14 protein-coding genes are annotated in these 21,470 nt (G+C 60.8%); all 14 read right to left on the reverse strand.

Features of this window, described 5'->3' with window-relative positions:
- Positions 1-48: 48 nt before the first annotated feature.
- Complete coding sequence (locus tag N8H22_RS00105) at positions 49-1,149, reverse strand: alcohol dehydrogenase catalytic domain-containing protein (protein ID WP_009868023.1); 1,101 nt, start codon at positions 1,147-1,149, stop codon at positions 49-51.
- A gap of 149 nt (positions 1,150-1,298) precedes the next feature.
- Complete coding sequence (locus N8H22_RS00110) at positions 1,299-2,570, reverse strand: DUF1329 domain-containing protein (protein WP_009868022.1); 1,272 nt, start codon at positions 2,568-2,570, stop codon at positions 1,299-1,301.
- A 20-nt stretch (positions 2,571-2,590) separates the two neighbouring features.
- On the reverse strand, positions 2,591-4,174 hold the full coding sequence (locus N8H22_RS00115; protein ID WP_009868021.1) for a DUF1302 family protein: 1,584 nt from the start codon (positions 4,172-4,174) through the stop codon (positions 2,591-2,593).
- A gap of 65 nt (positions 4,175-4,239) precedes the next feature.
- Positions 4,240-6,615 (reverse strand): MMPL family transporter, encoded by a 2,376-nt coding sequence (locus N8H22_RS00120; RefSeq protein ID WP_009868020.1) that lies wholly within the window; start codon positions 6,613-6,615, stop codon positions 4,240-4,242.
- A gap of 35 nt (positions 6,616-6,650) precedes the next feature.
- Positions 6,651-7,691, reverse strand: a complete 1,041-nt coding sequence (locus tag N8H22_RS00125) for a YCF48-related protein (RefSeq protein WP_037019949.1) — start codon at positions 7,689-7,691, stop codon at positions 6,651-6,653.
- Positions 7,692-7,964: 273 nt separating this feature from the next.
- Positions 7,965-9,932, reverse strand: a complete 1,968-nt coding sequence (locus N8H22_RS00130; protein WP_009868018.1) for a methyl-accepting chemotaxis protein — start codon at positions 9,930-9,932, stop codon at positions 7,965-7,967.
- 96 nt (positions 9,933-10,028) lie between these two features.
- A complete protein-coding gene (gene dmpG / locus N8H22_RS00135; protein ID WP_009868017.1) occupies positions 10,029-11,045 on the reverse strand; it encodes a 4-hydroxy-2-oxovalerate aldolase in 1,017 nt (338 codons plus the stop codon).
- A 10-nt stretch (positions 11,046-11,055) separates the two neighbouring features.
- Positions 11,056-11,997, reverse strand: coding sequence for an acetaldehyde dehydrogenase (acetylating) (locus tag N8H22_RS00140; protein ID WP_009868016.1), 942 nt, complete (start codon positions 11,995-11,997; stop codon positions 11,056-11,058).
- A 31-nt stretch (positions 11,998-12,028) separates the two neighbouring features.
- Positions 12,029-12,823 carry a 2-keto-4-pentenoate hydratase gene (mhpD, locus tag N8H22_RS00145; protein WP_009868007.1) on the reverse strand — a complete coding sequence of 265 codons (795 nt, stop codon included), beginning with the start codon at positions 12,821-12,823 and terminating at the stop codon, positions 12,029-12,031.
- Between the two features lie 213 nt (positions 12,824-13,036).
- Complete coding sequence (locus N8H22_RS00150) at positions 13,037-13,894, reverse strand: alpha/beta fold hydrolase (RefSeq protein WP_009868005.1); 858 nt, start codon at positions 13,892-13,894, stop codon at positions 13,037-13,039.
- Complete coding sequence (gene mhpB / locus N8H22_RS00155) at positions 13,891-14,862, reverse strand: 3-carboxyethylcatechol 2,3-dioxygenase (RefSeq protein WP_009868003.1); 972 nt, start codon at positions 14,860-14,862, stop codon at positions 13,891-13,893. The genes N8H22_RS00150 and mhpB overlap by 4 nt, the downstream gene beginning before the upstream one ends.
- A 574-nt stretch (positions 14,863-15,436) precedes the next feature.
- The gene (locus tag N8H22_RS00160) at positions 15,437-17,656 is read right to left on the reverse strand and encodes a DEAD/DEAH box helicase (protein WP_009868000.1); all 2,220 of its coding nucleotides are present in this window, start codon (positions 17,654-17,656) and stop codon (positions 15,437-15,439) included.
- Entirely contained in the window at positions 17,631-18,926 is a 1,296-nt protein-coding gene (locus tag N8H22_RS00165; RefSeq protein ID WP_009867998.1) for an ATP-binding protein, read from the reverse strand. Before N8H22_RS00165 ends, N8H22_RS00160 begins: the two co-directional genes overlap by 26 nt.
- On the reverse strand, positions 18,923-21,406 hold the full coding sequence (locus N8H22_RS00170) for a TerB N-terminal domain-containing protein (RefSeq protein ID WP_213909779.1): 2,484 nt from the start codon (positions 21,404-21,406) through the stop codon (positions 18,923-18,925). Before N8H22_RS00170 ends, N8H22_RS00165 begins: the two co-directional genes overlap by 4 nt.
- Positions 21,407-21,470: the final 64 nt, after the last annotated feature.

Below are 21,470 nucleotides of genomic sequence, written 5' to 3' on the forward strand. Positions count from 1 at the left end.
TTCTCCCCATGGCCGTTAGCACCCGACAAGCGGGCGAACGGCATCGATTCATTGATGAAGGATGTGGAAGTTGGTGAATCCGTTGCCTTCGGCTTGGATATCGTCCAGCGCCTCGTTTAACTGCTCCAGCGGATACGGACGATCCTCCAGCAGGGACAGATCGAGGATGCCGGACTCCACCATGCTGGCCATCTCTTCGCCTTCGCTGGTGGTGAACCACAGCGAGCCGAGGTATTGCAGCTGGGCGCACATGAACGGGTGCGGATCGATGGGAATCGGGCCGGCCACGCCACCGATCTGCACGATGCGACCGCCCCGGGCGAGCGCTTGCATGGCATCGACGGACAACTCCGTTGGCGCCTTGGCGCCGAGCGTATCGAGCATGGCGTCAACACCCTCCGGCAGCAGCGCACGAACCTGCTCGGCGATGGCCCCCTCGCCGATGCGCAGCGCAATCACGCGACGCGGATCCAGCGCCTTCAAGCGCTCCAGCGCAGCGGCATCCCGCGCTACGACCAATACGCGGGCGGCGCCAAAGGCCAAGGCCAGAAGGGTTGCGCCCACACCCAGAGTGCCGCTGGCTCCGAGGATCAGGATATTCTGCGAGGGGCGCAGTGCTGCCTTGCGAATCGCGGCATAGGCGGTACCCAGGTAGCCGAAGCGGGTTGCATTGGCGAAGCTCAAACAGTCCGGAAGGCGTACCAGGTTGTGCACATGCGCAGTCATGTACTGGCTGTAGCCCGCATACGGGTAGCGTTCGAAAACCTTCTGCGAGCCTGGGCCGAACCCAAAGTAGCCGGTGAAGGTATAGGCATCGCACCGCGGCGAGTTGCCCTCGCGGCAGTGACGGCATTCGCCGCAGCCGATGCCCGGGTTTACGTAGACGCGGTCGCCAGGCTTGAACGCGCTGACGCCCGAACCCACGGCCGCCACGGTACCGGCAGAATCCAGGCCGAAAATCGCGGGCAGCTTCGGCAGCGGGAGGAAGGGATACCACTCGGGGAAATGGGTGGTGACGTTCTTGAGGTTCGGGATGATCCCGCTGGCGGCGACCTTGACCAGCACATCGTGGGGTCCGGGCGTGGGTACCGGGATCTGGTCGACAACGAAACGACCGCCAATCTCGTGCAGACGAGCTGCTTGCATCATGGACACAGGAGACTCCTTGGATCGGGCCTCTGCCGAGGCCGCCGACCCGTCTTGTTGTTCTTCTCAGGCTGCGCATCCGAGGTGGATGCGCTACGCAAAGGGCCCGGCCCCTTGACGGGGCTCGGGCCGGCACGTCGACTTGGCCGAGCTTAACGACCCGCTGCCTGCAGGGCCTGCAGGGAGAACTGGGTGGACTTGGCGTCGAAGTTGGTTTTCCAGCTGGTGGTATCGATCAGCGAGATGGTGGCGTGGTTACGCTGGAAGTCGATCACTGAACCTGCAGTGGTGCGGATATCGCCATCCTTCTCATTGGAGTAGGAGTGGAATTCCATGAACTTCCAGAACTCACCCTTGCGGTTGTACGCCTCGCCGTAGTGGATGCGCGGGTACTTGGTGTCGATGTAGAGCACCTTCTTGCTGTAGGGATGGATCGACGGCGTTATCGCTTCAACCACGTAGACTTCACGCACTTCGTAGCTGTTGCCCAGGAAGTTCCAGTACGGCGGGTTCGGGTCCATCACCGGGTAGCGTTCGGCGTAGTTCTTGCCGTCCTTGTTCCAGATGTCCGCGCCCTGCTTGCTCGCCGTGACCGCCAGGATGTTGCGCTTGCCCAGCAGCTTGTACTCCGGATACCAGCATGGACGCGCGTTGAAGATCTCGAGGTCGTCCTGCAGCTGATCGGAAGAGCCCACCGGATCCATCCACGCACCACCGGAGAGCTGGCGCACACGACGCACCGCCGGGATGTAGGCCCACACGCTGTTTACCTTGTCCGAGTCATACATGACGGTGTAGGTGCCCAGGCCCTTCATGTCCGACGGCGACTTGAAGTACAGCAACTGGCGGCCACGCTCGCTACCGTCGCCTTCCACTGTACTGTCACCGGTCAGGCGTCCCTTCATGGTGTAGCGAGTGAACTCGGCGACCGGCTCGGCGTGCACACCTTTCTTGCCGTCGATCAGCAGCTGAGTGTACCCCGGCACCTGCGAGACATCGCCCACCAGCTGACCCAGGTGGAAGTTCCAGACAATCTTCTCAGCTGCCTGCGGGTCGTTCTCGTCGATGTTCGGGAACGGCATGCCCGCCCCCCAGCCTTCGATACGGCAAGCTTCCTTGTTTATCGAGGTCTTGCCGGCATTGGCCTTGGATGCCTCGACCCAACGCGGGTCCAGTGGCACTTCCTGGGACGCGGCGAGCGGCATCTGCATGCCATTGTTGCGAATACGCCATTCCAGCTTTTCGGTCAGCAGGCTGGCGATGGTGTGACCCTCGAAGGTCTGATCCTTCAACTGGTCGATATTGGCGGCGGTGATCACGGTGCCCGCGGGCACCTCGGCGGCATTAACAGTACCCATGAGAGCAGTGGCGGCGATCACGCCAGCCAGAATGGGGGTACGCAGCGCATGACAGAATATGGTCATCTCGTAGTCTCCGTTTGGGCTCAGAACAGGTAGGTCAGACTGGTGTACAGCTGGTCGCGGTTGTGCAGGTAACCGAACAGGGTGGTGTTATCGGTGAGCGGGGTATCGGTGTTCTCGTAGTGGCCGTCATCCCAGAAGAAGTCGTACTCCACCTTCCACTTCAGCTTGCTGGACAGTTCGAAGGTCACCGAAGGGACGGCGAAGCCGCCGCCATTGCTCAGATCGGAGCCGACCACCAGGTTCGGGCGGATACGGCCGTTGGCGTAGCTCATGTCGAAGATCGCGGTCCCCAGCACCGAGTGCTCCTTGACCTTGCCGCCCCAGCCCACGCTGTACAGCAGGTTGTCGTCCTCGTCGTAGTTCTGCACCCATTTGTCGAACAACTGCACGGAGAAGAACATCGGTTTCTCGGTACCCAGCAGCGACTGGCTGAAGGCGAGGTTCTTGTCCATGCGCAGCATCAGCGCGACTACGTCCTTCTTCACCCAACCGTCGAAACCCGGAGCGATGAGCTGGCTCATGACGCTCGGGTTGGCGACCGAGATGTTGTAAGGCGCGTCCTTGATGTAGGCCACCTCGGTGCTGAACACGGCGTCGGCTGTCGATGAGTACTTGCTCGCGGTGAGGCCGAAGATGTCGACGATCGGATAGATGACCTCACCGGCTACGCCGCGGGTCTTCTCGCCACCTTCGACGCCGCTCGGCAGGTCCGGCCGGCCGATCAGCGCCAGGTTGTCGGAGGCGTTGAGGATCGGTGCGTTGTAGTAGGTCTTCAGGTACGACAGCGAGTAGTTGGCGTCACCCAGCAGACCGCTCCAGCGAATGCCGCCGGTGATGTCGTCACGGTCGCCTTCTTCGTGATCGAAGTTGTAGGGATCGACATTGCGGAAATCGACGCCGGCGTAGGGTTGGCTGGACCAGCGACCACCGTAGATGTCGATCTCGGTACCGCCGATATCCCGCTTCGCATCCAGACCTGGGCGGATGAACATCTCAATGCCGCCGTTGTACTCCGGCACGTCGATGTTGAACTTGGCCATGATGTTGGTCTTGCGCAGCTCCTCGTTCGCCGGCTCGAGGAACGCGCGCCAGGTGTTGTCGAAGCCATGCACCAGGTCGTTGGCGGCGAAGAAGTCGGTCTCGCCCCAGGCGATCTGCTGCTTGCCGAGGCGCACCCAGGTGCGGTCGCCCATGGGAAAGTCCACGTACAGCTCGCGGATCTCGTTGCGGTTGTAGAGATCCTTGATGTCTCCGCTGCCATCTTCCTCGTGGTAATTGTTGGCTCCCATCTCCTCCAGATGCTCGAGGAAATTGGTCTCGATCTCCCGTACACCGCGCAGCTTGGCGACAACGGAAACGGTGTCGGTCGGACGCCATTCCATGTTGAGACGCATAGTGCTGCGGGACATCGAAAGCTTGCCGCGGTCGTCGTAATCGGGCGTGTCTTCCCAATTCTTCATGTTCCAGGACATTTCCTGGCGCAGGTAGCCATCGTAAGTGAAGGTTTCGGCAAACACCGGCGTGGTAGCCACGCCCAGTGCAACGGCCAGCGCCAGCTTGCTGAGCGCGGCTCGCGGTTGCCCGCCACGGATAAGCTTGTTCATGGATTATCTCCCCAGGGTTTTCGGCAGCGATTGATCGAGTTGCGGTTGTTTTTCTTGTTTTCGTCTCAAGCCATCTGAAACGAGGAGTCGCGACGAATGACGACCGGTGTCTGCGCACGCTCGCCAAAGACGAAACGCGGGCGGAACACGTAGAGCAGTGCCGGCATCACGAACAGCGCACTGAAGGCGGACACCGACAGCCAGATCGCCATCAGCAGGCCCATCTCGGCCTGGAAGCGCAGCGACGAGGCCCACCACAGCAGGGTCGCGAAGACCAGTACGCTTGCCGTGACGATCACGCCCATGCCGGCGGTATGCAGCGCGATGCGAATGGCCTCTTCCGGGGTCTTGCCGATGGCGATCTCTTCCTTGACCCGGTCGGCGATGTAGAAGGCGTAGTCCACCCCCAGCCCGATCCCCAGGGCTGCCACCGGCACGGTATTGATGTTCATGCCTATGCCCTGCCAGGTCATGAAGGCGAAGGTCAGCATGTTGGAAATGATCACCGGCACCATGAACACCATGCCGGCGATGGAGGAGCGGTAGACAGCGGTGCAGATCAGCGCGAGTACCAGCAATGCCAAGGCAATGGCCTCGATCTGGCTGGCCAGAATGATCTCGTTGACCGCGGCCATCACGCCGATCAGCCCCCCGGCCAGCTGCCACTCCCCTTCGGAGAGCGGGTTCTGCTCGATGAACTCCTTGATGCGGGCCACGGCGGTACGGATGGTCTCGCCCTGGCGGTCGCGGAACATCAGGGTCACGGCTCCATTGGCGTACTGGTCGTCGGCGAAGCGGGAGATGTCGCCGGGTTCCGACACGGAGTCGAGCATGGCCACCAGGCTGCCGTTGACGGCGCTGCTGTCACCCAGCTCGAGGTAACGCGGGTTGCCTTCGCGCAGGCTCAGGTTGACTTGCGGCAGCACGTCGGCCAGGGACACCGAACCACCTACTTCCGGTTGCGCCTCGATGAACCGCTGAAAGCTGTTCATCGCCTGCAATGCCTCACTGGTCTTCATCAGCCCGCGGTTGCCATCCTCGCCAAGCACCACGAACATCCGGTCCACGCCTTCGAAGCGGTTATTGATCGCGTCGGCATCGACGTTGTAGGCCGATTGCGGCCAGAGGATCGGAGAGCCCGGATTGGCATCGCCAATCTTCAGGTTCATCGCGTAGAAACCGGCACTGACCACTACCAGCAGGCTGCCGCCGAGCACCAGGTAACGCGCGCGCGAAAGGCTCATTGCAGTGGCAAGGTCCAGCACCTTGTCCAACACCGGTATGCAGTTCAGCGGATGCACCATTCCGTGCGGCCGGCGGATGAACGACAGCATTACCGGAGTCAGGATCACCGCGCTCACGGTCAGGGTCATAACCCATACACAAGCCAGCACGGTGAGTTTCTGCAGCATCGGAATCGGACTGAGGGCTACCACTGCCATGCATGCCGCATCGGCGATCACACCGAGCATGCCGGGGCGGAACAGGTCCGAGAGCGCGACCCTGGCGGCAATGCGCGACGTATCGGCGTTGGCCGGAAGCAACTCCAGTTCGTCGTCGAAGCGGTTGACGATCTGTACCGAGTGGGACACGGCACGCGAGGTGATCAGCATCGCGACCACGATCACCAGCGGCTCGAAATGGATGCCCAGCAGCTGGCAGATACCGAGCGCCCAGGAGGCACTGACCATGCCCGCCAGCAACGGCAGCAGCACGCCGCGCCAGGTGCGTAGCAGGATGAACAGCATCACCAGGGTCACCAGCAGCGCAGCACATACCAACTGGAAAGTTTCCGGCAGATAGTGGCCCACCCAACCGTAGAGCATGGGGTCGCCGACCACGCGGATATGCACGCCACCGTCATCCACCCGGGAAATCAGGCCGCGGATTTCATGGAACACCTTGCCGTATTCGACCTGATCGTCGATGAAGTCGACAGTAACCAGCGTCGCCTGCAGGTCCTTGGACACGTAGGGGCCGTAGACCAACGGGTTACGCAGCACGGCCTGCTTCAACTCTTCCATCTGCGCGGCAGTTTCCGGCAGATCCGGCCACATCAGCGGCAGGCTGGTGATACCGGTGGTGGAGGCACGCACTTCCTTGAGCTTCTTCGATGCCAGCGAGGTGATCTGGTAGGGGTTGACCGCCGAAACCTCGCGCAGTCCCAGGGTCACTTCGCGCACCTTCTCCAGAACAGCAGGCTGGAAAATGTCGCCCTCATCTACTTCGAACATGATCGTGACCATGTTCGACCCGCCGAAGGTGTCCTTGAACTTCTCGTGCGTCTGCACGTACTCGTGGCGCGAGGGCAGCATGTCTTCGAAGACAGTGCGTACCTCGATGTGCAGGGCGGACCAGCCCAGCACCAGGGTCAGGAACAGCAGCACACCGGCCACCCAGGCGCTGCGCCGGATACAGAACTCGGCTATCCGTTCGATCATGGAATTGCTCTCGCTTCGTTAGGCAAATGAGGTGTTCAGGGCTTGAGGCGCGACCATTGCTGGCCATCCCAGTGGCCGATGTCCGCTCCGGCAAGCCAGAGGCCACCGGCGACCGGCAGTGCGCGCACGTGCCAGGCCAGGTTGCGCCTATCAAGGATTCCGGCCTGCCATTGCTCGGCGCTGCCAGCGGCCCAGCGACCCAGGGCACCGGTGACGAACCAGCGCTGCTGCTCGCCCAGCCAGGCCACATCGAACAGGTGGTCGGTGAGACCGACGTCGCGCGGCGTCCAGCTCTCACCTGCGTCGCTGGTTTCCAGCACCGTGCCTTCCAGGCCGACCGCCACGCCGTTCTGTGCATCGCGGAAAGACACCGCCATCAGCGAGGTGCCGGTGCCGGCATCGATGTCCCTCCATTCCTGGCCATCGAGGTTGCCGAGCACGATCCGCCCGAACTCGCCGACCAGCACCAGGCGACCGCCATCGAGGATGGCCACATCGTTCCAGGCCACGTCTTCCTCTTCACGCAGCCGCCCCCAGGTGCTGCCGTAGTCGCGACTGATCAGCAGCGCGCCCATCTCGCCACTGGCAATGGCCAGCCCCTCGGCGCCGATGCGTACGCGGTTGAGTTTGTTGGCGACCTCGGAGCGGGGTACGTCGGCCGCCTGTTGCCAGCTGGCGCCGCCGTCGCGGGTGTAGAGGACCTCGCCATCATTGCCGACGGCCACTGCATGGTGGGCATCCCACACAGCTATATCCTGCAGGGTGTTGCGCACATCGGTAGGCAAACGACTGATGCTGCCATCCTGAGCGATCTTCAGGATCTTGCCGTAGGAACCGGCAGCCAGCAGTTCGCCGCTGGGCAGCAGGGCCAAACCGTAGAACTGGTCTCGTCTCTCCAGCGGCGCCGGCACGATGGTGCCGCCGACCGGCTGCGGACGGATGAACAGGCCGGCCCAGAGCAAGGTAGCGATGATCACCCATGGCAGCAGGCCCATGAGCACTTTCAGCAACCGCGCACCAAGGTTCGGGGCGGACACCTGTGGAATGAGAATTTCGCTTGTAACGAGGTTCGACATGAGACTGGTCCGCACGTTGTGTCGTCGCCCGGATTCTGCGACGAGGGCAACCCGACATTAGGTTCCCGTGCCCATGCGGACTATCCGTGTACTGCTCGGCTTATCCCTTCAGTGCACGTTATTGACTGTGGTCAATTCCGGTGCGTGATCACGGCGCACCCAGCGCTCTGAAAAAGGATTACTAATCCTTATAAAACAGCCATTTAGCGACTTATGACCGAATAGTCACACTCGCATCGCCGTTGGGGGTAACGGCAAGTGATCCGGGAATTTCTAGAGCCGGAAACGACTGACCAGGGCGTTCAGGCTCACCGCGCTAGCCTCCAGATCGTCGCTGCGCTGACTGACCAGTCCGGCCCCATGGGATGCAAGCTCGGCCGAGTCGGCAATGCTCCCCAGGCTGCGTGAAAGCATGTCGCTGGTATCGGCCTGCTGTTCCGTGGCGGTCGCGATCTGACTGCTCATGTCGCGCATCCTGCGCATGATCTGCGAGAGACTTTCCAGCGCCTCGCTGGCTTGCCGGGCGCTGGACACATTGCCCAGCGAACTGCGACGACTCTGTTCGATGATGCCGACGAACGTCCGCGTGCGTTCCTGGATCAGATTGATGCTTGTGCACACCTGCTCGGTCGACAGGTGCGTGCGTCGCGCCAGCGCCCGAACCTCGTCGGCGACCACCGCAAAGCCCCTGCCCTGCTCGCCGGCCCGCGCCGACTCGATGGACGCGTTGAGGGCGAGCAGGTTCGTCTGGTCGGCGATGTCGCTGATCACCGCAACGATGGTGCCGATGGACTGGCTGGCCTCATCCAGTTGGGTGGCCAGGGTCGAGACATGTTCCAGCGTATTGGCATCCTCGTGGATAGCTGCCACCAACCCCGAGACCTTCGCCTGACCGAGCGCCACTGCCTGATCACCTTCCTGCGTGGCGACCGCAGCCTGCCCGGCATTCCCAGCCACCTCCTCTACCGTCGCGGCCATCTGCTGCATGGCCGTGGCCAGCTGGCCGATCTCGTCACGCTGGGACGCCACCGAGCGCTCCGCGTTGCGACTTTCAGCCTGTAGCTCGTCCGATACGCCTTGTAGCGCCTGGCCAGTAGCCTTGATTTCGCGTACCAGTGCCCACTGCGTCTCAAGAAACTGATTGAATTCACGCGCCAGATTGGTCAACTCGTCCGCCCCGCGCACCGGCAGGCGCGCACAAAGATCGGCATCGCCAGTAGCCAGCTCGCGCACGGTACCCACCAACTGTTGCAGGGGCCGCGCCATGGCCCGCCCCAGCAGCACCATGGTGAGTGCAAGCACCAGCGACGCGAAGATGCCGAGCAGGATCAACTGCAGAGCCAGGCTCTTGACCCCACCGAGCAATGCAGAGCTGGGAAACGCAAGTCCAAGCGACCAGGGCGTGACCGCTGCACTGACAGTCACTGGCGTCACCAGCATGAAGGCTTCTTCAGCAAGCGCAGGCGAGTCGAAACGCAGGGTAATGCCCTCGCCCTTGCGGACCGCCTCGATCACAGCCCGAAAGTGATCACCGAGGAAGTCGGCCTCAGTATCCTGCTGCTTCTTGCCGACCCGGCCAGGATCGGGGTGCGCCACCAACGTATTGTCGGCGGCGATCAGCGCCGCCACGCCCACATCCAGCGGGCGTAAGGCGGCGACCTGCTGCTGCAGCAGGCCGGCGTCCAGACCAACACCGAGACTGCCCACCACCTGCTCATCGGAAAATATCGGCACCAGCAGCGCGATGACCTGCCGATCATCAAGAGACAACAGTGGAACTACCCGTTCGACATCCGATGCGACTTGACCCAGCTCGGTCAGGAGCGCCTCCCGTTGCGACTCGAGGCCAGGATGCAAACCACCGGCACTGCGCAGCCACAACACGCTTCGATCGGCCCCACCGCCCTGGGGAATCCACCAGACCGCCGCGGTGTCGGGCTGCCCCTGCAACAGCGATTCGGCGATCTGGTCGGCGATACGCCGATCCGGCAGCTCTCCATCGATCATCTCTCGCGCTAGCAAACCGGCGGTGTTGCGCAAGCCGTTCAGCGGCGCATCGAAATGCTTGGAGAGTTCCGCTGCCTGCTGCCGGGCAATGGCATCCACCGCCACCTCGGCCAGCGCTTCAGTCGAAGACTTGCTTTGGTAATAGACCAACAGCACGGTCGCCAGATAGATCAGCAGCATCAGCGGCAGGACGGTGAAGAGCAGTTTGTTCTTCATCGACAGGTTGGACAGCATCGATACACCTCGTGTCTGGGCTTGGCTGGCGTGCTGCAGCCTCTGAATGACGGATAAAAAAACGCCGTGGCTAGCACGGCGTAAAGGAGCTGTTCGTTAGCGTTGTTGCTTGAGCAAATCCAGCGCGACATCGACGATCATGTCTTCCTGCCCGCCAACCATGCGGCGACGGCCCAGCTCAACGAGGATGTCGATAGGCTTCAGCCCGTACTTGGCAGCCGCCACCTCGGCGTGGCGCAGGAAGCTGGAGTAGACGCCGGCGTAGCCCAGGGCGAGAGTTTCGCGATCGACCCGTACCGGGCGATCCTGTAGTGGACGCACCAGGTCGTCGGCCGCATCCAGCAGGCGGTACAGGTCGGTGCCGTGATTCCAGCCCATGCGCTCGGCAGCGGCGATGAAGACTTCCAGCGGCGCATTACCAGCACCGGCCCCCATGCCGGCCAGGCTGGCGTCGATGCGATCGCAACCTTCCTCCACCGCGACGATCGAGTTGGCCACGCCGAGGCTGAGGTTGTGGTGGGCGTGCATACCGGTCTGGGTTTCCGGGTTCAGCACCGCCTTGAACGCGCGCATGCGGTCACGAATGTCGTTCATGTTCATCGCACCGCCGGAGTCAGCCATGTAGATGCACTGGGCGCCGTAGGACTCCATCAGCTTGCCTTGGGCGGCCAGCTCCTCGGCCGGGATCATGTGGCTCATCATCAGAAAGCCCACGGTGTCCATGCCCAGCTCACGCGCAAACTCGATGTGCTGCCTGGAAACGTCGGCCTCGGTGCAGTGGGTAGCCACACGCACCGAGCGGGCGCCAGCCTTGTAGGCCTCTTTCAGGTCGTGCACGGTGCCGATACCGGGGATCAGCAGGACCGTGATCCTGGCGCTCTCGATGACATCGGCAGCCGCTTCGATCCACTCCAGATCGGAGTGAGCTCCAAAACCGTAATTGAACGAAGATCCCTGTAGGCCGTCGCCGTGGGTCACCTCGATGGAGTCGACCTTCGCCTGGTCCAGTGCACGGGCGATGTCCTGCACGTTCTGCGTCGAGTACTGGTGGCGAATGGCGTGGCTGCCATCGCGCAGGGTCACGTCGGAAATGTAGAGTTTCTTGTCGGTCATGCTCATGTCCTCAGCCCTCGCCGTTCAGCATTCTTTCGGCCATGCGCTCGGCGGTGGCCATGCCGGCGGAGGTCATGATGTCGAGGTTGCCCGCGTAGGCCGGCAGATAATGGGCCGCGCCCTCCACTTCGAGGAATACGGACGTCTTGAGGCCCGAGAACTTGCCCAGTCCGGGAATGCTCAACGGTGCGCTTTCCGGAATCACGTCGAACTGTACTTTCTGTTTAAGCCGATAACCCGGCACGTAGGCCTGAACCGCCTTCGACATTTCCTCGACGGAGGCTTCCACTGCCGCCTGGTCTGCTGCCTCGGACAGCACGAACACGGTGTCGCGCATGATCAGCGGCGGCTCGGCCGGATTCATGATGATGATCGCCTTGCCCCTGGCCGCACCACCGATCGCCTCGATGGCCTTGGAGGTGGTCTCGGTGAACTCGTCGATATTCGCGCGAGTACCCGGCCCGGCGGACTTCGAGGCGATAGAGGCAATGATCTCGGCGTAATGCACCTTGGCCACGCGGGACACCGCGGCGACCATGGGAATGGTGGCCTGACCGCCGCAGGTGACCATGTTGACGTTGAGCTTGTCGATGTGCTCCTCGCCGTTGACCACTGGCACGCAATACGGGCCAATGGCCGCCGGCGTCAGGTCGATCAGGCGGATGCCCGGCTTGATCGAGCGCAGGAACTCGTCGTTCTTCACATGGGCCGCGGCGGAGGTCGCATCGAAGACGAAGTCGATGTCCTTGAACACCTCCATCCGGGTCAGGCCGTCCACGCCCTCGTGGGTAGTGGCTACACCCAGGCGCTTTGCCCGGGCCAGACCGTCGGAGTTGGGGTCGATGCCGACCATGGCACCCATTTCCAGGTGCTTGCCATGGCGCATGATCTTGATCATCAGGTCGGTGCCGATGTTGCCGGAACCAACGATGGCAACCTTGAGTTTCTTCATGAGGATGCGCTCTTGCTTTATGGGCTGCCGATCACTCGGCGGAGAAGTTCACTGCGACCTGGCCAACGCCCTCGATCACAGCCTCGAAACGGTCGCCCGGGTTGACTCCTACCATCGGCCCCAAGGCCCCGGTGAGGACGATGTCGCCAGCCTTGAGCGGCTGTCCCAGGCGCGCCATGGTGCGCGCCAACCAGACTGCGGCATTGAGCGGGTGACCCAGGCATTCGGCACCGCTACCGCTGGAAACCAGCTCGCCGTTGCGGGTCATGCTCATGCTCGCCTTGCGCAGGTCGACGCTCGCCACGGCCAGAGCCGGACCACCGAGAACGAAGCAACCACTGGAGGCGTTGTCAGCCACGGTGTCGACGAAGCGGATGTTCCAGTTCTGTACCCGCGAGCCGACGATTTCCAGGGCCGGCAGCACCCAGCCGGTGGCATTCAGCACCTCGGCAAAGGTGGTGTCGGCGCGAGGCAGGTCGCGGTTCAGGATCAGGGCGATCTCGGCTTCGATCTTGGGTTGCATGATCTGGCCATAAGGCACGGCCTCGTTGTCGCCGTAGCACATGTCGGCGAACAGGGTGCCGAAGTCAGGCTGGTCAACGCCCAGCTGGGCCTGCACCTTGGGATTGGTCAGTCCGATCTTGCGGCCTATTACGCGACGGCCGGAGGCCTCGGCATGCGCCACGTTCAGGCGCTGGATGGCATAGGCCGCCTCGCCAGCGTCTTCACCGATGCGCTCGCGCAATGGGGCGATCGCCTCACCGCTACGCTCGGCTTCGCGAAGGGCCGCCGCCAACTGGTCGAGAATTTCCTGGGTCACGCTCATATTCACCTCGCGGTTCACTGCGCTTCGGCAGCAGTCAGACCTGCTGCCGGTTGCGCGAAAACATGCTGTACAGCCGATGGTAGGAGGAGCCTGCCCGCGCTGGCGCTCCCGCCAGCTACGGCGTTATCCCGCCAGCGCAATAAGTTGCCGCTGGCGCAGCAAGCGGAAGGCCGGCGAGATCCACGGCCCCGTCCGGACGGGCACACCACAGAATCAGCTGGCGAGGAAATCCAGCACCAGGCGGTTGAAGCGATCGGCGTGCTCCCACTGCACCCAATGGCCACAGTTGTTGAACACGTGCAGTTCGCTGTTGGGGATTGCTGCGACCAGTCGCAAACCGGTATCCATTGGTACAAAGCGGTCATTGCGTCCCCAGATCACCAGCGTCGGCGCTGTGATCTCGCCCAAACGCATCGAAACGTCCGGGAACTGGCGCGGATTCACCGCCAGGCTCTTGATGAAGTTCTCCAGATGGTCGCGACGCTGGAGGATATTCTCCAGGCGCCCGGCGATCAGTGCCGGCGTCAGGTCACTAGGGTCGTAGACGAAGATGTCCATCATCTGCTGAAGGTTCTCCTGCGTCGGCTCGCGGTAGACCTTCTGCAGCAGCTTGATGCCTTCGGTGGGCATGGGCACGAAGGGGCTCACGCCGCCCGTGCCCCCGCCCATCAGCACCAGGCGATCAGCACATTGCGGATAGGCCAGGACGAAGGCCACAACACTGTGCCCCCCCATGGAGTTACCGATCAGGTGCACACGGGAAATTCCCAGCTGATTCAGCAATCCCTTGAGCACGCGCGCATTGAGCGCGGACCTAGACTCGCTGCAGATGATGGTGTCGCTCTTGCTCCAGCCGGGGCAATCCATCAGCACCACGCGGTAGCCCGCTTGCACCAACGGCTCTACGTTGCGGCTGAAATTCGACCAGCCACTGGCGCCGGGACCGGAACCGTGGAGCATTACTACCACCTCATCGCCTGCACCACAGTCGTGGTAGTGAATGTTCAGGCCAACGCCCTGATCTTCGATGCGGGCAAAGCGACTGGTGGCGCTTTCGCTGTACTGGCTCATGGCATATCTCCCGATTTCAAACCGGCCCCGGCCAGACTGGCGCTCAACGAACCGAAGCCGGCGATCCACTCGGGAACCGGACGGTAGTAACGTTCGCTGGTCTGGTACGGGCCATACATTGATAAGGCAGCAAAGGCCGCTACCCAGGTCTTGATCTCGTGCGTGGATCTGCCTGCCAGAGCGGAAAGCTCGGCATTGGTCACTGCATCCAGCTCGCTCAGGCGCCCCTGCTCCAGCAAAGTCAGGAAGAGCTGATCCCATTCAGGGTTGAGAGGATGCAGCGACTCCTGATCCTCCGCGAATCGCTTCGCCGCGAGGATCACCCGTTGCGTGCGTGCTTCGCGCTCATCAGCCGGGAGGTGGCGGCCACTACCTTTAAGCCGGTCTGCCATGAGGCCTTCGGCCTTGGCCAGTTCCGGTACAGGCGGTTGATGCGACAGCCCTCCGGAACCAAGGAGCAGGACGCGTTTGTCCAGCGTGCTGGCCCATCGCCCGATCGCTTCGCCCAGCAGACGGGCACGCTGAAAGCTGGGCAGCGGAATAGCCACCGAGTTGATGAAGACCGGGATCACCGGCACTTCCCGCAGGCCACCCAGCAGCATTTCCAGCGGCTGCGCGGCGCCATGATCGAGCTGCATGCGGTAGGAAACGGCACTATCCACGCCGCCATCCAGCACTGCCGTCGCGCAGCTTTCGGCGAGCTCCTGCGGCACCAGCAGCGGCCCGGCCAGTGTGCCGAAATCGCCAATGGCGTGCGCCGCCATGCCGATGCAGAACGACGGCATCACGTCATAGAAAAAACCGTTGTAGTGGTCCGGACTGAAGAGAATTACCAGTTCTGGATCAAACGCGGCAATACGCTGACGAGCAGCCTCGATCACTTCGTGAACTTCATCCAGAACGACCTTCGATGGGTCCACATGCCCCATCAAGGGGGTATGCGAAAGGCAATGCAGGTAAATGCTCATATCACCCCACTCACTGACATCAGTACTTGGTGAAGGTAAAAGATGGCTAGACAGCCAAGCACTCCCTGCAGGGAGCGGGTTATCCCAAGAGCGCATAAAGCATGACCGGCCGCTCTGGCAGAGAGCGGAAAAGTCAGAGACACGATCGAATTGTTCTGCCCGCTTTGACGGTCAGCCAGGCATGCCGTCCTCTTCGGGCGCCGCTTCTGGACGGAGTGGCTTTACCTCACCGTTGACATAGGCGCCAAATCAGTGAGGCAGGCACATCCTGACGCGCTGTACCAAGTCAGCATGAGCGATCCGGGCATCCCGCTGGACATGGAGATAACTGTTGGACTAGATACCGGAGATGCAGCCCTCCTATCCACGCGACACATCGATGAGATGCAACCGGCCGCTCTGCTCGGCTTTGCAATGGACGGAGTCAAACAAACGATAACCTTCTGGCTACCGGAACCCCGTTGCACCGGCCGTTACGGCAGCTATGACACCAAAGCCCGACTGCGGTCCATCTTGACCAGATGAACCAAAGTCGGCTTTCAACAAAGCAGGCACCACACGAATAAGCTAGATATCAGGCCGTCTCCGCAGGCTGGCTCACTAGAGCCAATGCCAAGGCCTTTGCTCCACCCAAGTCCAAATGCATCGTGGCGTAAGACTGCATGAGTAATGCTGGCGGAAGCACCCAATCCCATTTTTCTTGAGCCATGTTCTGTACGTCCGCCAGAACAGCGGATTCATCAATACTGTCCCACTCGGCGATCTCACGCAGCTTGCTTTCAAGCGACGTCCGATCTCCCTCAACCTCGATGACCAACCCGCTGTTCTCACTGGCTAGTCCGGTGTGCGTCAACAAGATGGCTAGGGCATCGTTTGTCCAATCGCCTCGCCAGCTGAAAAGGTAAGTCTTACCTCCGCTTTCGGTCATGCTCGAATGTGCCAGTCCAAGGTCCGAAAAAGCGTTACGTGCCTGAGCTAGTAGCTCTTGTGCCGTAGTATCAAGATAGGGGTAGACGTCCGCCTCCAACAAGACGCTCCTCATCTCTTGCCGAACCCGATCATGTACACGGGCTCCAAGCCCGTCAAAGGACGGGGGAGCACCACCGGGATCGGATCTCACGACAACGACCTTGGCCTCAGTGTCCACGCTCGTTACCCGCCAGCGGCGCCCAGCAAAGATGATTCGCTGATCGACGGTCAATGGCCTGGAGACGGGCAATGCGCCAAGTGGTTTGCCATCGCATACCAGGCGGAACTCTTCATTACTGACAAATGCACTGTAGAAGTCGTAGTGGTTGATCAGGCGTTCCCCCACTACGCCGGGCAGCAGGAGCCCCGATGTTTCCTGGATTATCAAATCGCGCTCACCGAGGGCACGAAGCAAACTGAGGAAGCTGCCCTGCTCCACCCCAGTGAACGGACCACTGCGTATCAAGGTGCTCCACAGCTCTGCAGCTGTAGCTCCACCCCGCTGGGCTATCACCGAGAGGCACTGCTGTACCAGCGTCGATAAATGAAGGCCATGAACACGAGGAGGCTCGAACCAGCCCTGCATCAACAACCGGATCATCGCGATGCTTTGCAGCAAACCCTGGCGAAGTCGATCCGACAGGGGCGAGCCATCGTCTAGCTGACGCTCCTTGCAGTAACTCCGGAGAATGGCTGCCTCTCCCGGACGGCGTCCGGATCGCCCCAAGCGTTGACGCAAGCTAGCTACCGATGGCGGAGCCCCGATCTGCACTACCGTCTTGATGCTGCCGATATCGACCCCAAGCTCCAGCGTGGTAGTACAGACTGCGGTGGCAGGCCGGTCATCGGCTTTCAGCGCTTTCTCGGTTTCCTCTCGAATGTCCTTCGCCAAACTGCCGTGATGCGGCCAGAACTCGTTCGGTACACCATCCTGCTCGCAACGGCGCCGCAGATTGTCAGCGAACCACTCAACCTGAGTTCGACTGTTGGGGAAGATCAGGTTATTGCTGCCGCGTAGCACCTGAAAGAGATGCTCTGCGATGGCATGGTCCGGAGAAAAAACATCGTCACCTTCAGGCTGTACCGGGAGCGCCTTCTTGGACTCCACATACCCTCTGATCTGAACCTTAAGTATCTGGCCACTACCCTTGGATTCGATCACCGACACATGATGAGGGGCATTGGGACGCAAGAAGGCAGCAGCCAGCGTCATGTCGCCCAACGTGGCGGAAAGACCAACCCTGGGCAGGGGGCGATCAATGATTGTTTCAACACGATGCATGAGTGACTGCAGCTGCTTGCCTCGCTCACTGCCGATAAAGGCATGGAGCTCATCCACCACCAGGTACCGCAGGTTGGCAAACAATCCCGCTAGGCTGGTTCCCTTGTTCACGAACAGAGCTTCGAGCGACTCCGGCGTGATCAGCAGAATGCCTTCCGGGGACTTGAGGAAGCGATGTTTGCGGCTCGCTGAGATATCCCCATGCCAAGCAATGACAGGAAGCTCAAGCTCATCGCAAAGCCTCGCCAAACGATCCCACTGGTCATTGATGAGAGCCTTCAGCGGGCTGATGTAAAGCACCGCTCCAGGCTTTTCCGTGTCCTGCAGGAGATTGGTAAGGATGGGCAGAAACGCGGCTTCGGTTTTGCCTGCAGCTGTAGCCGCCGCGATGATGACATCTTGGTCGGCCCCCAAGAGCGCAGGGATAGCACGCTCCTGGGCATCGCGTAGGGAGGTCCAGCCCTCGGTCCATATCCAGCGCTGGATTCGCGGTTCAAGGAGTTCGAAGCCAACCGATTCAGAGCTGGAAGGTGGCAAGCTCATCGTCCGCATCCACTTGGATATCGGCCTCACCGCCTCGATCCGGTGCAATCTCCACGGCACCCAACAGGGTCCGCCAATCAGCGTCAGGATTCTGCTCCAACACCGCTAGCAGGCTGATGAATGCGGTAATGGTTGTCCGCGGGGTACGGAAGTAGGCCTCACCCATCCGCTGGTTGCAGTGGGCCATAAACAGCGGCAATGCTTCGTCGGGTAGCAAATAGCGCTCGCTCACGCCTGCCGCGTATACATGACGCAGTTTCTGCAGCAGCACGTAGAAATCCTCAGGTGTCAGACTAGTGAGGCGTATGACAGGGCCGGACAGATCTACCAGCCCGGACTTGGCGAAGTTATTTTCAGCCAGACGCGACTGCAGCGCCGGATAGCTGTAGAGGCCGCGGCGCGTATCCATAAGAAATTCGGGTGTACCGCCCAACACAAAACCAAGCCCCTCAGCAGAGCCCTGCAGGGAGTCATTGAGGATACGAAGAATCTGCTCGTAGTTAGCGTTACGAGCTTGGGTGTTGGAAAGTTTGTACAGGTTCACCAGCTCATCGAGACATACCATCAACCCGCTAAAGCCGGCCAACCGAACAAATCGAGCAAGCAGCTTGAGCTGATCGTAGACCGACGCATCGTCGACGATGGTTCGCACCCCCAGTGCGGTGCGGGCATCTGTCTTGGTAGTGAACTCGCCACGCAACCAGCGGATAGCATCGGCCTTGAGCTGCTCGTTACCCTCTTCGAAGCCTTTGCAATAGGCCGCGATTACATCAGCAAAGTCATAGCCGTTGACCATCTCTGTCAGTTGGTCTAGATGCTCGCGAATCACAGCCTCACTGTCTTTGCCGGACGCTTTGGCTTCCGTCTTGGCCTGTGCCACGAATTTCTCGACTATTCCTTGCAGAGCGCCGCCATCAGGCTTAGTTCGGGTGGACATATTCTTAGCCAATTCGGCATACAGCGAGCGAGCCTGGCCACCAGTAGCATGGAGACGACGATCCGGGTTCAGATCGGCATGCATGGTGACGAGCTTGCGCTCCATCGCGATAGAGCGAACCAGGTTGAGGAAGAATGTCTTGCCTGCACCATACTCACCGATCACTACGCGGAACGCGGAACCGCTTTCCGCGAGGCGCTCCACATCACGGATGAGTGCTTCCAGCTCCCCGACACGCCCCACTTGAATCAGGTGCTGGCCTGCACGGGGAACGACGCCGGCGCGCAGGGACTGGATGACCGCATCGCGGTCCTTGGCTCTGATGCTGCTCATAGCGGTAGTTTGTCCATAATGTCAGGGTTGACTTCGAAGGGGTCTTCCCCCTCGGTGACTGGCATATCGAAATGTTCAAATGCCATGTCGTTGATCTGCTCCAATGCTCCGTCGAGCATGAGCTCCATATCGCTTGCAACGGCCTCCAACTCGTCACGAGACCACTCGGTACGGGATACGAGTACACGCAGGAAGGCTGAGTGATCGGCGTCTAAGCCACAAATGGAGGAAGTATCCTCAACAGTCTCTTCCACAACCACGTCATCTGACTCAGCAGGCTTGTCGTCAACGAAAACCTGAGCCAGCAGCGCAGATACCTGTTCCGTTTCACGCTGCAACTGAGCGATGCGCTCCTGGTCCAGAGCAAATCCGCCAACGGGCTTGGACGGACTTGCTCCGGGTATGGAAGGCGTTGTCTGCGATGAGCCAACGGAGCTGCCACTGGCGGCCACATGAAGGTCGTTGTACAGCGATTGCGGATCCAGCTGCAGGGTCTTGTAGACGCGCTCCAGCAACTTCACCTCTGCGGGACTAACCTCGCCGTCGACCTGCGCCAAGTGAGCGAGAAAAGCCGCCACAACCCTCTTCGCCGGCTCGGCCAGGGGCTCGAGTTTCTTCTTCAGGCTTTGCAGGGTTGGTGGCTGGTTAAGCTGCAGACGCAGGTGGGCCTTCAGGCGTTTCCGATGAGCACCGCTCAGGTGACTCCAGGAGTCGATATGCTGGGATAGCAGCATAATTTCCTGCGGCGACGTGTCACCATCGGCCGCCGCCACAGCACAAGCAAGGTCCAACGTAACAGAGGCGGCGCTATAAGCCGGCGAAGAACGCAGATCACCATCTTCAGCCTGGGTCGCAAAGAGCGCCACATTGTCCTCTGCCTTGGGTGTTCGGCTGCCTGTCAGCACATCCGGCTCGATACCGATGTGTAAAGACTCCAGAGCGCGGGCGAGCGTCAGAACCTTTTCTCGCGACAGGCTACCTGCACTCTGCAGTCGTCCTGCCAGCTCACCGAAGCTCATGACCACCATGCCGTCGCCGATGCGTTGCTTTAGCTCGACGAGCGCTGTTCGAGCTGTTGGCGGCCACAGGTTTACGGGCAGCTGTAACAGCCCTTCTAGTGCATCAGGAGTGCCGGGGTTGCGGCCGAGATAACGACTGTAGGGCTCCAACTGCACCGTGCATTCGTCAACCAACTGCTGCAGCTTCTTCCGAGCTGCGCTAGTCGCCGTGACGTCAGGAATACCGGATAGGCCATCCAGCTCTTGGGGTGGTAGACCCGCAGAAGCGGTGTTGTATTGGAGTCTCAGACGGGTCTTGTTCTGAGGGAGCACCATACCGGCGCCATAACGTTCCTCGTAGCGCATGCGGAACAACTGGGCGAACGCTTCTTTACAACGGGTTACGGGTGTTCGCTTCCCGACGTTGTGATCAGACAGCACCCAGGCCAACGCCCAGTCAGCCGGCATTGGTTGCTTGTCAGCCGCCAACTGACCCAGGCCAATACGCAGGTCTACAGGCATTTCGTAGCCGTAAGGTAACGGTGCCGGCGGCGCCTTTTGATAGCGCCTGGCGAGTATTTGGCCTTGGCGGAGGAAGTCTACGAAGCGACTGGCGTAGTTATTGAAGGAGTTATTCTTGCCATAGATCGAGAGCAGCCGCTCCACCTCGGCAATTATGATAGGTATGTCGGCCGCGGCAGCCTGATCCGTCTTGGCGTCGACAAAAACCCTACGCTCAAGACCGTAGAAGAATAGGAACACGTAGCCGATGTTGGCATGCGGAGCCTTTCGACCACTGGATAGCCATTGCAAATATGCGCGGCGAGCCTCAGGAGAGATGCTGTCGTAACTGGGCCAGTAAGAGGTGAGACGCTCAGATATATCGACGATGCCCCGTGCGACCTTCAGTTTCGGGTTGATCAGTGACGGTTCCGAAGGTCCATTGCGCCTGTTTTTATCTTCGCCGACGTAGATCAGACCAATTGGGATATTTTCGCCCGCCACTTCGATGGTTTCGCCAGCAGAAAGCCACCGCACGTTGGCACTATTCAGGTTCGCCGGCGCGCTCGGAATTCGGTGGGAAGGCCGCTCAGTGGCCTCCAAAGTTACGGTAAAAAAGCCAGAGTCGTCTCGCTTTGCCGAAACCTGCCGGGGCGACGCCGAGACTTGCGCAGGAACAGAGGGCTCACTTAGTGGCGAGACCTCATCCAATGAAAACGTCAGGCCGGTGCTTATGCCGAGGTCCGAGGAACTTGAACGAGTTCCCCCTTGGGGTGGCCGCATAGTTGTTGCCGAAGACATGACTGACGGTTTGCTGAAGGCCTTTATTACTAGCCACCCGCCTATGCCGACAATGAGTGCTCCGCCCAAGAAAACCCAAACACCCTTGGGAACGGAAGCTAGCCCCCCAATCACTAGGGCACACAGAACCATCGCTCCAGATACACCAGACTTGCTGCTGCGCTTACGCTTCCCTGCCATCGCTTCGACTCCCTATACAAGCATGCTGGCCATTTAGCAGTATCGGCAATTCGGGTGCATCAGC

Source organism: Stutzerimonas sp. S1 (assembly GCF_025966695.1).
GTDB lineage: Bacteria > Pseudomonadota > Gammaproteobacteria > Pseudomonadales > Pseudomonadaceae > Stutzerimonas.